The organism is Halioxenophilus sp. WMMB6, assembly GCF_033283405.1.
Classification (GTDB): Bacteria; Pseudomonadota; Gammaproteobacteria; order Pseudomonadales; family Cellvibrionaceae; genus Halioxenophilus.
In genome coordinates this window covers 71,967-87,393 of record NZ_JAWMQR010000001.1, presented here as the reverse complement: position 1 = coordinate 87,393, position 15,427 = coordinate 71,967, and the positions used below count along the sequence as shown (strand labels likewise).

11 protein-coding genes are annotated in these 15,427 nt (G+C 49.4%); 7 read left to right on the top strand and 4 right to left on the bottom strand.

What is annotated here, in order from left to right:
• Nucleotides 1–1,257, top strand: coding sequence for an acyl-CoA dehydrogenase family protein (locus SBL51_RS00345; RefSeq protein ID WP_317928474.1), 1,257 nt, complete (start codon nt 1–3; stop codon nt 1,255–1,257).
• 423 nt (nt 1,258–1,680) lie between these two features.
• Here SBL51_RS00345 and SBL51_RS00340 read toward each other — a convergent pair whose 3' ends face one another.
• Both SBL51_RS00340 and SBL51_RS23240 read right to left on the bottom strand, forming a co-directional pair.
• Nucleotides 1,681–2,469 (bottom strand): SDR family oxidoreductase, encoded by a 789-nt coding sequence (locus tag SBL51_RS00340; RefSeq protein WP_317928473.1) that lies wholly within the window; start codon nt 2,467–2,469, stop codon nt 1,681–1,683.
• Nucleotides 2,470–2,486: 17 nt separating this feature from the next.
• Nucleotides 2,487–2,765 carry a GFA family protein gene (locus SBL51_RS23240; RefSeq protein WP_411860457.1) on the bottom strand — a complete coding sequence of 93 codons (279 nt, stop codon included), beginning with the start codon at nt 2,763–2,765 and terminating at the stop codon, nt 2,487–2,489.
• On the opposite strand from SBL51_RS23240, the gene SBL51_RS00335 reads away from it, so the two are divergent.
• The 6 genes from SBL51_RS00335 to SBL51_RS00310 all read left to right on the top strand — a co-directional run bounded on the left by SBL51_RS00335 (nt 2,664) and on the right by SBL51_RS00310 (nt 11,115).
• Nucleotides 2,664–2,909: a hypothetical protein gene (locus tag SBL51_RS00335; RefSeq protein ID WP_317928472.1), complete on the top strand. Its 246-nt coding sequence runs from the start codon at nt 2,664–2,666 to the stop codon at nt 2,907–2,909. The two genes, SBL51_RS23240 and SBL51_RS00335, sit on opposite strands and share 102 nt — an antisense overlap.
• A gap of 813 nt (nt 2,910–3,722) precedes the next feature.
• Nucleotides 3,723–5,978: a TonB-dependent receptor gene (locus tag SBL51_RS00330; protein WP_317928471.1), complete on the top strand. Its 2,256-nt coding sequence runs from the start codon at nt 3,723–3,725 to the stop codon at nt 5,976–5,978.
• A gap of 16 nt (nt 5,979–5,994) precedes the next feature.
• Nucleotides 5,995–7,224: a cytochrome P450 gene (locus SBL51_RS00325; protein WP_317928470.1), complete on the top strand. Its 1,230-nt coding sequence runs from the start codon at nt 5,995–5,997 to the stop codon at nt 7,222–7,224.
• A gap of 120 nt (nt 7,225–7,344) precedes the next feature.
• Complete coding sequence (locus SBL51_RS00320) at nt 7,345–8,775, top strand: aldehyde dehydrogenase family protein (protein ID WP_317928469.1); 1,431 nt, start codon at nt 7,345–7,347, stop codon at nt 8,773–8,775.
• Between the two features lie 20 nt (nt 8,776–8,795).
• The gene (locus SBL51_RS00315) at nt 8,796–9,911 is read left to right on the top strand and encodes an NAD(P)-dependent alcohol dehydrogenase (protein WP_317928468.1); all 1,116 of its coding nucleotides are present in this window, start codon (nt 8,796–8,798) and stop codon (nt 9,909–9,911) included.
• Nucleotides 9,912–10,245: 334 nt separating this feature from the next.
• Nucleotides 10,246–11,115, top strand: coding sequence for an AraC family transcriptional regulator (locus SBL51_RS00310; RefSeq protein ID WP_317928467.1), 870 nt, complete (start codon nt 10,246–10,248; stop codon nt 11,113–11,115).
• Nucleotides 11,116–11,458: 343 nt separating this feature from the next.
• Here SBL51_RS00310 and SBL51_RS00305 read toward each other — a convergent pair whose 3' ends face one another.
• Both SBL51_RS00305 and SBL51_RS00300 read right to left on the bottom strand, forming a co-directional pair.
• On the bottom strand, nt 11,459–12,784 hold the full coding sequence (locus tag SBL51_RS00305) for a glycoside hydrolase family 1 protein (RefSeq protein ID WP_317928466.1): 1,326 nt from the start codon (nt 12,782–12,784) through the stop codon (nt 11,459–11,461).
• Between the two features lie 179 nt (nt 12,785–12,963).
• Entirely contained in the window at nt 12,964–15,270 is a 2,307-nt protein-coding gene (locus tag SBL51_RS00300; RefSeq protein WP_317928465.1) for a TonB-dependent receptor, read from the bottom strand.
• Nucleotides 15,271–15,427 lie beyond the last annotated feature (157 nt).

Sequence of the window (15,427 nt, the reverse complement as noted above, 5' to 3'; positions counted from 1 at the left end):
ATGGATTTTACATATTCTGAAAAAAGCCTGGCGATGGCAGAAAAGCTCAATGCTTTTATGGCGGAACATATCATCCCTGCCAACCGGGAATATCTTCGCGTACATGACCGAGGCGAATTCCCTCTGGAACTTATTCAGGGTTTAAAAGCAAAAGCCAAAGCAGCGGGTCTCTGGAATCTGTTCCTGCCGTCACTGCCCGAAGATCAACCGGGAACCCGGCTATCCAATAGCGACTACGCCCCCCTGGCGGAAATTATGGGTCGCTTTTATTGGTGTTCAGAGGTGTTCAATTGCAACCCGCCCGACACCGGTAATATGGAGCTGCTACACCTGTTTGGTACTGAAGAACAGAAGCAACAGTGGTTTTATCCCCTGCTGAACGGTGATATTCGTTCGGTGTTTTCAATGACCGAGCCCGACGTGGCCTCCAGCGATGCAACCAATATCTGCACCACGATAACTCGCGAAGGTGACGAGTATGTCATCAGCGGGCGCAAGTGGTACTCCAGTGCGGCTTCACACCCGCTGGCAAAATTCACCATCGTGATGGGGGTAACCGACAGCAGCGAAGAGACTCCCGTCCATCGCCGTCAATCGATGGTTATCGTGCCCTTGAATACTCCAGGGGTTCGCATTGTTCGCGACTATACGATTCTTAATCACCGCATGACGGATGGTATTTGTGAAGTGGTCTTTGATCAGGTGCGTGTCCCAGCCAGTAATCTGCTGGGTGAAGAGGGAGCCGGATTTGCACTGGCTCAAGCTCGCCTGGGACCGGGGCGCGTGCACCACTGCATGCGGGCAATTGGCATGGCTGAGCTGGCGCTGGAGCTGATGTGCGACCGCGTGGTACAGCGTACCGCCTTTGGTAAAAAGCTTGCAGATTTCGCCAATAATCAGGATCTAATCGCCCGTTCGCGCATGGAAATTGATCAAGCCAGGTTGCTGACCCTGCAGTGTGCCAGCAAGATCGACAACGAAGGCAACCGGGCGGCAACGGTGGATGTTTCAGCCATTAAATATGTCACGGCCATAATGCTGCAAAATGTAGCCGACCGGGCCATGCAGGTCTACGGCGGCGCCGGCTTAACACCCGATACCCCGCTCGCCTTCCTGTTTACCTGGGGCCGAGCAATGCGCTTTCTGGATGGACCGGACGAAGTGCACCTGCGCAATGTCGCCCGGCAGGAACTGAAATACGCCAAGGCAAACCCCGGTTTTACCGAAAAATATATGACGCCTTATCTGGAGGAATAACCTTAAGGACTTTCCCAAAACCTGCGCAAAGGGAACACATTGACGGTGCCTTTTTAGCAAAATCGTTAGGCACCGTCAGCTTCTCTGCGAAGTATAGACTAGATAAAAATGCTCCAGGAATAGGAAAAAGCAGCTAGAGCAAAAAGCAGCTACGGGCAAGAGGGCCTAGTAACCCAACCCCAAGCTCTCATCAATTCTAGAAAGAGAGACCCGATATATCTCAGATTAACGCAAGCATCCTGAGTCTCCAAACCCCATCTTAGAATAGCTTTAGCGCAACAACAGGTACTTTAATAAATAGTTGAAAGCCGCCGGGGGCCAATTAAAAAAGTCCAGACCTTTCGGAGAGGCCTTTTTCTTTGGAGTGTACTGAGTGATTAGATCTGTGATTTTCCACCCTATTGGATGAATCTACTTTAGCAACTAGGGAGCCGTATAACCGCCATCCACCACATATTCTGAACCAGTCACGAATTTAGCAGCATCACTGGCCAGAAACGCTATCACCGGCGCAACATCGTCTGCCATACCAATACGCCCCATTGGAATTTTATCGACCCACGGCGCAAGCTGCTCCTCCAAGCTCAAGACATTACCTTCACTATCCCGCAGTGGCTCCCAATCTGCAGAGAGGTTGGTTGCTATCGGGCCGGGTAATACACAGTTCACACGAATTCCCGTCCCCGCCAGCTCAAACGCTACCGCCTTAGATAAACCAAGAACCGCAGCCTTGGTTGCGGTGTAGGCTGCAAACTCTGCCCCGGCATTGGTTGCGTAAATCGAAGAGATGTTGACAATAGAGGCCGAGCCCTTACCTTCGGCAAGGGCTTTACGCATTAAAGGAATCGCTCCCTGCATCCCCATATAGACGCCCTCAACATTGATGCGCTGCTGCAGCCGAAAGGTATCGATATCGCACTTTTCAAACGGCTCAGCTTTCATAATACCTGCGTTGTTGACCAGAATGTCCAAACAGCCAAACTTATCGGCGACTGATTGGTAAACACGATCCCAATCTCCCTGTGCGGTGACATCCAATGCTAAAGCAATTGCCCCAGGAAGGAGATTCTCACTAACTTCGACCAATGCTTCGACATTCCGGTCAGTGATAATAACTGTCGCCCCCAATCCCGTAAGAGTACGGCTGGTCTCCAGACCAATACCTGATGCTGCCCCTGTAACCAGGGCTACTTTTCCAGAAAGATCGAACATATTCACTCCCATTATTGTTAAATGTTTGATTTGTCGAATCGCTGGGTGTTAGGTAAATGCGGGACAAAGTCCATTGCGCTACTGCAATAGACTTCGATCTCAGGACTGAGAGTGTCTGTATGATTCAGAGTGCCCGCCTTGATAAAGACCATCTCGGGTAACGCCGTAATTTTTGAGAGAATCGGCGAACCGCATTGACTGCAAAAATGTCGCTCTACTGGCTGACCACTATCGCCGACATCCTGATATATTCTCGTTACACCAATCTGCTGGTACTGATCGGCGACTACTCCGATAATAACGGAATAAGCGGAACCACTCTGTCGTTGACAATTTTTGCAATGACAAACAGCGGTAAATTGCGGATCTCCAACTACCTTGTAACTAATTTCCCCGCACAAGCAATGGCCTCTTATATCATTTATCTGACTCATCTTTGAACCCCGCTTATTTATACCTGATTCCAGCACACTGTTCGTCGATAATTTGCTACCTAATTACCGCTTTAAAAGCGTAGGAACTGGAGAGTTAATATCGGAAGAATCGAACGGCTGAGAGTGCGCACTAGAGCCATTGCGTATGACCAGGTAATTGGCAACTCAATAAAATCAATATTACAGCAATGACTGTTTCATACTCCGATACAGATGAAGTATACCAATGCAAGTGGGATCCACTTGACAATTACTGCTGCGTTTCCATTCAAAGCCTGCTCATGCCCACAAAAGAACAGCACAACCTACCGCCATAGAATACAATCTCGCCGCATTAACAGAGGCCCTTCTCGGGAAAGGTCAAGAGATGGTCTCACTCTTTGGCCCATGCATGGCCATAACTGACTAGGTTCGATTGCAAACACACAACAGTGACAGTAGATAGCGAACCACACAGAGGACAATATATTCTGTAATCACACTGCGTTAATCATCTATATCTCTATTGAATTACTAGCATCGCAGTAGAAATCAGCCCATCAGTCATAATGAAATATGACTTTACCCCCACCGAGAGATCCGCGGCGACCTTTTCAAGTACTCGTTAGCCACAGTACTCGTTAGCCACAGTACTCAATAGCCACACTTAAAAATCATAAAAGCCGCTGAAAATGAGCGGAGAAAGCTCCGGCCTCGACCCCGCACATTTAGCGGAAAGATAAAGCACGAATTAGCACAAAACGGCTACATGAATTGTATAAACCCAAAAAATAGGGTCGCTATAATCGGTATCAATAAAAATAACGTCAGGAGCTCGAGATGCCCTCATCTAAAATCACCATTCCCCGCTATACAAAGACAATCCTTGCGGCTGTAATCGGGGTACAGACAATCCCTTCGGTATCAGCCAATGACTCTAGCCGTTTCACCATTGAGGAAGTCGTTGTCACGGCACAGCGCCGGGAAGAATCCATACAGGATGTGCCCCTCGCCATCTCCGCACTCAGCAGCGAAACATTGAAGAATGCCGGAATAACCAACAGCACCCAGCTCTCAACCGTTGTCCCAAATCTTTCAGTCAACAGCTCATTTGGCAACACGCAACCGAACTTTTCCCTACGGGGGGTTAGCGTTGCTAACGAATATAACGCCAATCAGGTATCCCCCATCGGGGTATACATTGATGAAGCCTATATGGCTTCAAGATCGCTACACGGTATGCAGCTCTACGACCTGGACCGAGTAGAAGTGTTACGTGGTCCGCAAGGTACCCTTTATGGTCGCAACACCACCGGCGGTGCAATTAACTTTATAACCAAATATCCCACGCTATCAAACGATAGCGAGGCTTATATCGACGTCGGTTATGGTAACTTCGACCACAAAAGAGCACAGGGTGCCTTTGAAAAAACCCTCATCGCTGACACGCTTGGCATTCGTGCGGCAGTCAATTACGACAAAACTGACGGCTATATCGAAAATAAGCATCCTGGCGGTAAAGATGGCAACTCCAATGACAGTGTCAGCGGCCGTCTATCCGTTCGTTACCAGCCAACCGATGACCTGGACATAAAATTCAAAATCTATGGTGGCGAGGATAAACCTACTCAAGCTGCGGTTCATGGCATAGGCACAGCCAACGGAATAAATCCTTTAATCGGTTACAGCCGGGAAGGCCTGGATTTTTATACGGTCGAACAGGATAAAATAGGAATTAGTGAAACCAATTCCAATGGTCTCCTGCTGAGGGTCGACTACCAACTGTCGAATTCATGGTCAATCACCTCATTGACATCGTCTGACAGTGGCGAACAGGTGATCGACCAGGATTCCGATGGCTCTCCATTCGACCTCCTGTTTATCAACTGGCATTCAGAGTTTTCCCAATTTAATCAAGAGCTCCACCTCGACTACACCGGCGAAAATCTTTCCGGTATCGTCGGAGTCTATTACGGCTGGGATACCACAGAAACCCGCAACGAATTTTACTTCTTCCACTTCCTGGAGGATCTGGGTGTTCCGGCTGATCCGATCGGCCTGACAACAGGTGGCTTCAGAATAGTCCAGGAGTATGAACAGCGTCGTGATTCCAAAGCTATCTTTGCCCAAGGCGATTACAACCTCTCTGACCATTTCAAGCTGACGGCAGGGATTCGTTACACCCAGGACGACGCCGAATACTCCGATGGCCGCAGTTATACCACTGACTATGATGGCAACCCAGCGATCACGCTGATCCCCGTGCCTGGCCCATACACAACCGAAGTCCTACCTACCCAGGAAGAGGACGACTCGGCAATTACCGGGCGCTTGGCACTCAGCTATACCTTTGACACCGGCCGTATGGTCTACGCCAGCTTTAGCCATGGTTATCGATCCGGAACTTTTAATGGCGGCGGATATATTGATGCGTCCCAAATTCAATATGTTGAGCCGGAGAAAGTCGATGCTTACGAAATTGGAGCCAAAGGTTATTTCCTGAATGATGACCTCTCCCTGGCGGGCGCAATCTTCCAGTACGACTACAGCGACCAGCAGGTGCAGGAGGTTGTTGGCCCGGTTGCCTTCCTGCGTAATGCGGGTGAATCAACCATTCGGGGCCTTGATCTGGAGTTCACCGCAGTCGTCACCGAAAATCTGAAAATCAATGGCTCTATGGGGCTTCTCGATGCCAAGTATGAGAAACTGGAACTCAGTGGTAATGATCTATCCGGTAACGACTTGCCCTTCTCTTCAGATATGACTGCACAACTCGGTCTCGATTGGCGCATCGCTTCATTAGCCGACGGAGACCTCATTCTTACCCCAAACATCAACTATGCATCTGAGCAATGGTTTTCACCCTATAACGATAAAAATGGTAATAGCAACCTTCGTCAAGGTGGATACAGCAAAATCAATACAACCGTCAGTTGGCAAAATGACCGTGTCACAATTAGCGCCTGGTGTAACAACGTAACGGATAAAGAATATTACGGCTATGGGTTGGATCTCCGTGACACATTCGGTTACGACTTCATGATCCCGGGTTCACCCAGAACTTTCGGCCTCTCAGTTCGTTATGACTATTTTTAAAATGGAGGGCAGCCAGATGAATGAAACAAATTTTAAACCAGACCTAAAAGATGCACTCCTTTATCACAGCTCGGTACCTCATGACACATTCGCGCGATTACGAGCTGAGTGTCCGGTCTATTGGAATGAAGAAGCGGATGGAGCTGGATTTTGGGCAATCACTAAATACGAAGATATTTCGGCAATATCTAAAAACCCCCAACTCTTCTCCTCGGCTCATAAGCACGGAGGCCATCGTATTTTTAACGAAAATGAGGTCTCTGTGGCCAATTCCGGCGAATCGGGCATTGGCACCCCGTTAATTTCGATGGATCCACCCAACCATACAAAATATAGAGTCATGGCCATGAAGGGACTGGCACCCGCTCGTATCGATGGTATTGAGGAGAGGATTGTCCAGCGTGCCGAATCCCTTCTCGATCAGATTGATACCCCTTTGAGTGTTGAGATGGTCTCCCAGTTTTGTGCCCCTCTGCCACTGCTCACCCTGTGCGAACTAATGGATGTCCCCAGCACTATGTGGACCAAGCTCTATGACTGGACTAATTGTCTGGTGGGTGAAGACGACCCGGATTTCAGACCCACCCCTGAGGAATTTGCAGCGACCATGGGCGAATTTCTCAACTTCTGCCAAAACACTTTTGAAAAATATCGCTTAGCTCCCGATGACAGCCTGGCATCCGTTTTTGCCAACGCTGAATTTGACGGCAACCCGATTAGCTATTCCGATTTTCTCGGGAATATGGTTTTGTTGCTGGTCGGCGGCAACGAAACGACCCGGAATTCTCTTAGCAACTCGCTTATCGCGTTCGCTCAAAACCCTGAACAGTGGCAAAAACTCAGGAGCAATCCGGATTTGATGCCTGTGGCAGTTCGGGAAATGATGCGCTATTCAACGCCAGTAATGCATATGCGCCGGACAGCAACGGAAGATACTGAAATACGCGGACAGAGAATACGTAAAGGTGACAAGGTAGTGATGTGGTATGCATCCGGAAATCGTGACGAGGATATTTTTGATTCGCCGCATACCTTTAATATCGAACGCAAAGGCCCCAATCATCTGGCGTTTGGGACAGGGACACATATGTGCCTGGGTTCGCGTCTGGGTGAGCTTCAGATTCGTGTAGCAATGAAGCTGCTTACCAGCCGCTATTCAGATATCGAGCTACTGGAAGCACCAGAAAGAATTCGCTCCAATTTTATTAATGGGATTAAAACGTTAAAACTCCGGCTGATTGCTTAAATCCCTGTTTAAAAGGACTTACCTTAAGATCGATAGATTTTCACTGAAATAATAATTCCACATAGGCCATCATCCAAAATGAGACCACAAGAGTACTACCCTTCATTGCAACTCCCGGAGATGAAGCTACATGCCGGATACGATGCCCTATCACTACAGGGGTGTTATAACAATGTCAATCCGTCCAATGGTGAAGTTTTCCTCGAGATACCCGAGGCCAATGAAAGTGCGGTGGATGCAATTATCGATTCCGCTTATAGCACAGCATTTGACCCGGCATGGCGTTATATGGCGCCGCTGCAAAGAGAGCAGTTACTGACAAGGTGGGCAGACCTGATTGAAGATGACCTTGCCAATCTTGCTGCACTGGAATCGCTGGATACAGGCAAACCAGTAACACTTGCTGAAACCGTTGATGTTCAAACCACCCTATCCTGGTTGCGCACCTACGCCGGCTGGCCTACCAAGCTCACAGGGCAAAGCACCCACATGGCTGGACAATCCATTGACCAGTTCCACAGCTTTACTCAAAGGGAACCGGTTGGCGTAGTGGCGGCTATCACGCCCTGGAATTTCCCCATGGTACTGGCTATGTGGAAGCTGGCTCCGGCACTCGCATCCGGCTGCACAGTGGTACTGAAACCGGCTCCAGAAACCCCTCTCTCAGCTCTGCGCCTATGGGAACTGGCTAAACAGGCTGGTTTTCCTGCGGGAGCGTTTTCGGTAGTAACGGGTGGCCCTGAGGTCGGTGCTGCACTCACGTCACACCCGAAAATAAGCAAAATAGCCTTTACCGGTTCTAGTCGAACAGGACAAAAAATACTCGCATCATCCATTCCGGATTTTAAACGGGTGACACTGGAGCTCGGGGGTAAATCTCCGTCCATTATTACAGCATCGGCAAATCTGGATAAGGCGATACCAGAAGCAGCCATGGCCTGCTTTTTCAATTCGGGACAGGTTTGCTACGCAGGGACACGCCTCTACGTACACAGCAGTCGTTACAGCCAGGTCCTGGAAGGACTCGCCACCCTTGCCGACACATTAAAACTGGGCCCCGGCTGGGATCGAAATAGTCAGCTCGGCCCGCTTATCAGTGAAGTGCACCTACAAAAGGTAACGGGCATGGTCTTAGGTGCTGAACAGGAAGGTGCGACTCTTGTAAACCAACCTCAGGCGGTAACTGGCGGCGGCTTCTTTTATGCCCCTCGCATTTACACAGACGTTCATCCCACGTCACAGATTGCCCGAGAGGAAATTTTCGGCCCGGTTCTGGTGGTAACCCCATTTGACGAAATAGATGAGGCAATTGAACTGGCCAACGAAAGCCCTTACGGATTGGCTGCCCATGTGTGGAGTGAACGCCTGTCAGAAGCGCATGAATATATAAACCGGCTACAGGTCGGATCAGTATTTGTGAACTGCATGCTCATGGCAGACCCTACGCTTCCTTTTGGCGGGATGAAGGCCTCTGGTATAGGTCGTGAGAATGGTGAGGCCGTATTTGACGCCTACCTCGAAACCAAATCAGCCGTAATTTCACTAAGCTAAATAGATTGAGTGGGCATTGAATGAAAATTAAAGCAGCCGTGGCCAAAGCGCCCCACAGCAATTTCTCTCTTGAAACTCTGGATATTGAAAAACCACGTGCGAATGAAGTGCTGGTGAAAATCAAGGGCGTAGGAATCTGCCATACCGACCTGATTGCACGCGACCAGTTTATACCCATTCCCCTGCCCGCGGTCCTCGGTCATGAAGGCGCTGGTGAGGTGGTCGCGGTGGGCGATGAAGTGACCAAAGTACACCCTGGTGACGCGGTCATACTCTCCTTTCTCTCCTGCGGTCACTGCCCCCGCTGCGAAGAGGGCCTAAGTACCTACTGCCAGGACTTCCCGACACTCAACTACGGTGGCTGCCGCGCGGATGGTTCCACGCCATTGAGTAAGGAGGGGGCCCCCGTCTCTGGTTCCTTTTTTGGCCAATCATCATTTGCCACTTACGCCATTGCCAGTGAGCGCAACGTGGTAAAAGTCACGGATCAGGTTACAAAAGGCGTACCGCTGGAAATTCTAGGGCCATTGGGCTGTGGTATACAGACCGGCGCAGGGAGTGTCATCAATTCCCTGCGCTGTAAGAAGGGATCATCCCTGATTATATTTGGCGCTGGGGCTGTTGGCCTAAGCGCTGTGATGGCAGCTAAAATTCGGCAGTGTAAAACTATCATTGCTGTCGACCCGGTCACAGCCCGCCGTGACCTTGCACTGGAACTCGGTGCGACACACGTGTTTGATTCAGCTGATGATAATTTAGCCGATAAAATTCTGGCGCTATGTCCCAGGGGGGCAGATTACGCATTGGATACCAGCGGCAATCCAACGGTTATTAACAACGCCATTACCTCGCTCGGCTCTTATGGCGTGCTTGGTCTGGTAGGCGTACCACCCAATATTGAAAGCCTATCCAGTTTTAACATCGCGCATCTCATTACCTATGGTATTCAAATCAAAGGCATCATCATCGGAGATAGTCAGCCTGACACCTTTATTCCCCGACTAATCGATCTTTATATCTCCGGCGACTTTCCATTTGACCGCCTGATAAAAACGTTCGCTTTTGAAGCGTTTAACGCTGCCATTGACTCCCATAAGAAGGGAGAGTGTGTAAAAGCTGTCATACTGACAAATTAATCCCTTATGCTCTGCAGCTTAGTAGCTGCCTTTCGGAGCTGATCTTTTGATCGGCTCTTTTTTTATGTAAAAATCCAAAACATGGGCTAGCCCAAAAAACTCATCGACAATCGGTCTTTCATTGTCAGAAGCTCAGGCTGAACTTGGAAATCAGCCCCACTCTGCGTGCATTATTTAATGAGCAATCAGATTCAGTATTTTGAAATACTTTATACCGTTTAAGTTTTCGGTATATAAAAGTTAAACGTAAGAATAGTTTTGTGGAATCTTATCATTGTTGATGTAAAAACCATCGACTATACTTGTCGGCCTGAATAATAATAAACGCACCGCCATGACCAGAAGAATAGTCAGTAACACAGAGATAATCGCGGATGCCATTGGCCGAGGTCCCGATATTAGTATCAAAAGTGCAACGGGAAACTGGGAGTTGAGCCGGTGGCGGCAGTTTGTTGGAGACTATACACTGCCAGCACTCACGGCACCTGTGTATACCGTGCACCTTGCAGGCAAGCCATCGGTCAAAACCTGGATAGAAAAGCGCTGGAGCGACGAATATTCGATTCCTGGTTGCTCAACCATCGTGCCCGCTGGCCATAAAACCGGCTGGTTGGTTAATGGTGAACTTGACGTTGTCACCCTGTCGTTATCGGAAGATCAACTAAAAGGGGTTCCGGCAGAAGAACAATTCAAGCGAATGAGATTCGCCTTCTCTGATCGCCTGAGCGCAGCGCTAACCAACCAGGTGGTTTCGGAACTCTACGAAACGCGAGATGAAGAGGACGATGAGTATATCCGGTCTTTAATCAATGCCCTGGTCGCACACATCATGCGCGGATCAAAAATTCCGAGTATTCCTATCAATACCTTCTCCGCTAATCGCATACATCAGGTTATCGATACAATCTCTTCCCATCCAGACAGAATGTTCTCAGTAAAGGACCTTGCCGACCAGGTAGGCGTAACTATGGCCCACTTTAGTCGAATCTTTAAGCAGGGAACTGGGCTGGCACCGCATCAGTTTATTCTAAAAGCCAAAGTGACTCGCGCCCAATACCTTCTAAGCCAAACAACACTGCCAATCAACACTATTGCTGATCAATTGGGGTTTTCCAGTCAAAGTCAATTTTCGCGAGCATTCCGTTCGTTTACCGGTTTTTCTCCAAGAGATTATCGAGTTCGAACCAGTGCCAGCATCAATTAACGGATGTAATAGCCATTCGTAGATATAGTCTTACATTTCATAACCACAAAGACTAAATAAGCTTATGCAGTCAAAACTACTACCGAGCAGACTAAAAGCTAATCTTCCGCTCTAATGAATGAGATCCAAGGGTGCCCTTCCTTTGGCTGCCCTCCTCCTGTAAAACCATCACATCAAGCTAATACACATCTTAATACATCATTAGGGCCAGGTGCCCGGTCACCGCACCTCTACCTCTGAAGGGAATTGCTAATGGCCTCGAAGGCGCAGTCAAACGAGAACCAGAGATTCCCACCACAAGGCGGCTGAAGATGACACCGTCAAAACCTATAAATCAGCCCAACTATACGGCATTGCGTTTGGCAATACTGCCAAAGATATGGGCACTCTCTTTTGGTGTGCGTTTAAAGGTGGTTCGATCCACACTGTGCAATCCAAACTTGGGCGCATAGCCAAACACCCACTCAAAATTATCGATCAAACTCCAGTGGGTATAGCCGAGTACGGGCACCCCCATGGCCAACTTTTCATGCAGAGCTTTTAACGCCTCGGGGATCAACCAGCAGCGGATATCGTCCTCGTCCGTTGCTACACCGTGTTCAGTCACCAGTACTGGCCGATTGGTTTGTTGATACGCGTACTCCACCGCATTCGCCAGGGACGCGGGATATACCTCCTTGCCCATTAGCCCCATTACCGCGTCTTTGGGCGGCGGCAGATCACCTTCGGGGCCAAATAGTGAACGTTCGTAGTTCTGCACTCCGATAAAGTCATCCTGCCGGGCCGATTCCAGCCAATCAACGTAGAGCGCTTTGCGTTTTTTATCCCGCAAGGCTTCGCCGCCGGCAATGGCCTGATCATCGTTAATCGCCAGGCTCACCCCAACAGGCAAATCGGGACGTACGGATTTAATTGCAGCAAACGCCAACCGATGCCCCTTAAGCATATGTTTTTTCACCGTGGGGTAATCGTCCATGTTCAAGGCGTTGGCACTGGAGAATTTTTCCACGCCCAATTCATCGGCGGCCGCCTGTAACATGGCTGCCTGCTTTTTCAGGATAAAGTCAGGCAAGCCACCTTTGTAGGTCAACAAGGCCATCAGGTTGGGCTCGTTGAGGGTAATCGCATAGCCAATATGTTCGGCCAGGTGTTGGGCGGCCGTGTGACAGTAGTTGGCAAATCGCTCCGGCGCTTTCGGATTGGTCCAGCCCCCGTCTGCAGCGAACCAACGAGGGGTGACAAAATGGTTAAAGGTAACCATCGGCACTATACCCATGGTTTTACAGCGCTCAATACGCTGCCTATAGTAGGCCAGCATAGCGATTGAAAACTCGCCGGGTTCTGGCTCGATACGCGCCCACTCAATAGAGAATCGATAGCTGTTAAGTCCCATCTCTTTTGCTAATTTCAGGTCGGTTTCCCACATCAACAAACTGTTACAGGCATCACCGGAAGGCTCGGCAAATACGGTTGGCTGAAGATGCTCAAGAAACCAGATATCACTGTTTGTATTATTGCCTTCGGTCTGATGCCCTGAGGTGGCCGCCGCCCATAGAAAATTGGCAGGAAATTCCTTAGTGGCCTCAGCGCTCATACCTATAGAGCGCATGGCGCCGAGCCCTGCCACGGCAGCACTGCCCACCAATAAACTACGTCGTTTCAGCTTCATCTTTTGCTCCGATTATTAACTATTATTTTCAGGTTGTGGCTCGCACTATTGTGAAATATCCGGCCAGGCGGACATAACGACGAGATAACAGATCAGCGCCCTTTGTCAGCGCCATATCTGAAAAGAAAAACACTCACACAAAAAAGGCCCGCCAAAGCGGGCCATATGAAAGCACAACATTAAAAACTGTAGCTGACTTCAGCACCGACCGTGCGTTCAGCGTTCCGAACACGCCAGTTAACGTAGCTGCCGGCATCGGCAAAGGGCAGAGAGAGAATGGCGGAGTTATAGTCCTTGTCAAACAGGTTGCGGACAAACAGACCTACCCGCCAGGTATCCTCAGCGCTGTTAAGACCCGCCGACAGGTTAACAATGGTGTAACCCTCCTGAATGGTATTTTTATCGCCAACACTGTTTTGCGTTGCACTGCGGTAAGAGGCGTTTGCGGCAATATCAAACAACAGTTTGTCGGTTAACTGGTTGTCATAGACAAAGCCTAATACCGCAGAGTTTTTAGGCGCACCGGGCAGAGGTTGACCATCCGCCTGATAGAGATGAGTCGTACTATTGGATCCAGGCTCGGCACATAAAGTCAACTCATTACCCGCCGCCACGATGGATTTCGGGCAATCGGTTATGTAGTCCGTAAACTCAGCGTCTGAATAGGTATAGGAGGCATTCACCGTCAGGTTGGGTGTCATCAGATAGGTGACCTCCAGCTCCAACCCCTTGGTTTCGGCACCCCCGGCATTTTGGGTGAGAAATTCAAAGCCATCAAACACCGAGGTTTGCAGGTCGGTGAAATCATCGTAAAAAATATTGCCATTCAATGTCAGGCGGCGATCCATAAATTGACTTTTGAAACCGATAGTCACGTCATCCACCTTTTGCGGGGCGACAGACGATTGTGTGCCGGTTAGGCCGGAAAATGTAATGGTTGGGCCTAAATAACCTTTCGCGTAAGTTCCATATAGCAGCAGGTCTTCCGCCGCTTGATATTCAACACCAAATCGCCCGGAGACATCGGTCTCGGAAGCATCGGCTTTTTGGTATGGGCGTGGACCATAGGGTATGGTCACATCCGTTGCAAAATCATTATCAACCTGTGAATAGGTCTCTGCTTCAACTTTATCACGGGTTAAACGCAGGCCTCCCAACAAGCTGAATTGATTGTTGATATGAAATTTTCCGTCAATAAAAATTGCGGCGCTGTCGCTGGTGGTTTGTGTGGTACTGTCTCCATTAGTGATGGAGATTACCGGTTGGTCAAGGTAGGGCTGTGCCGGCGCCAGCGTGGCCGAGGCATCATTGCCCAGGCCAGTTTCCTGGCGAGAAAGGTACAGTCCAGCCACATATTCAAACGAGTCATGCGCAGGCGATGTGATACGCAACTCTTGCGAGTAGAGCCGTTTAATTTGTCCGGTTTCCCGCGCTTTAAATTTGCTATAGGGGGCGGCATCAATGGCATAACGGAACTCCCCCTCATTGTATTCACGCCAGGCGGTAATAGACGATAGTGTGTATTCACCAATATCCAAATCGGCCTGAAGGGAAACACCATAATTTTCAGTATCGATATAGCCCTCGCCATCTTCGATGGACTCATCATTTTCAGAACCTACGGTAACACCCAGCCCATTGAGATCCACAAACGGTAAACCAAAGGCTCCACCCGGACTGGCGGCACTGTCTGACAATTTGTTTAATGTCCAGACCTGTCCAGGGCCGGTCAGTTTTTCTTTGGAATAATCGGCGATCAGATACAAACTGAGGGTGTCGGAGGGATCCGCACTAAACTTCACACGAGTGCCGTAATTTTTGCGTCCGCCCCACTCTTCATTGCGCACCACATTATCCACATAACCATCATGCTCTCGGCTAAACGCATAAACACTCATGGCCATGGTGTCGGATAAGGGCAGATTAATCAGGCCATTAATATCGTGTTCGTTCAGTGTGGCATAGGAGGTGTAGATACTACCGCTGAACGCTTCGGTATCCGGGCGCCTGGTCGTAACATTGATAACCCCCGAAGAGGCATTTTTACCAAATTGCGTCCCCTGCGGCCCCTTCAATACTTCAACCCGCTCAATATCACCCAGGCTGCCCATGGGATTGCCAAACCCCACCACAACATTATCCACCACCAAGCCTACCGGCGCTTCGGATGCGCTGCTGAAGCCACCCATGGTGCCAATGCCACGCACCCGGAAGCCATCGTCGTTGGGCGTTTCACCGTATTGCACGCCACTAAAAGTGTAGGCAATGTCGGTGATGTCTTTGAAAGCGGTTTTTTTCAGTTGCTCCCCTGAAACGGCATTCACCGCCAAAGGCACCTCCTGCAGTCGTTCGGCACGGCGGGTGGCGGTGACCACTATCTCCTCCAAAGACATTTCGTACTGTTTACTCTGCTCGGCATAGGCTTGTGGCACCACCTGGGCACAGGTCAATCCGGCAATGGCGACGGCGAGTTGTTTTGTTTTCATAGAATCACCTCAGGCTCTTCTCTCGGGCGATTGTAGAGCGCTCTATTTATGGTTGTATTTTAAATGTGGGTGTGTGGAATGGATTGTGGTTATGAATCACAAGAGATTCGATAGGCTTCGATGAATGATGGGCATCGTGAACTCCTCTTATCGTTAT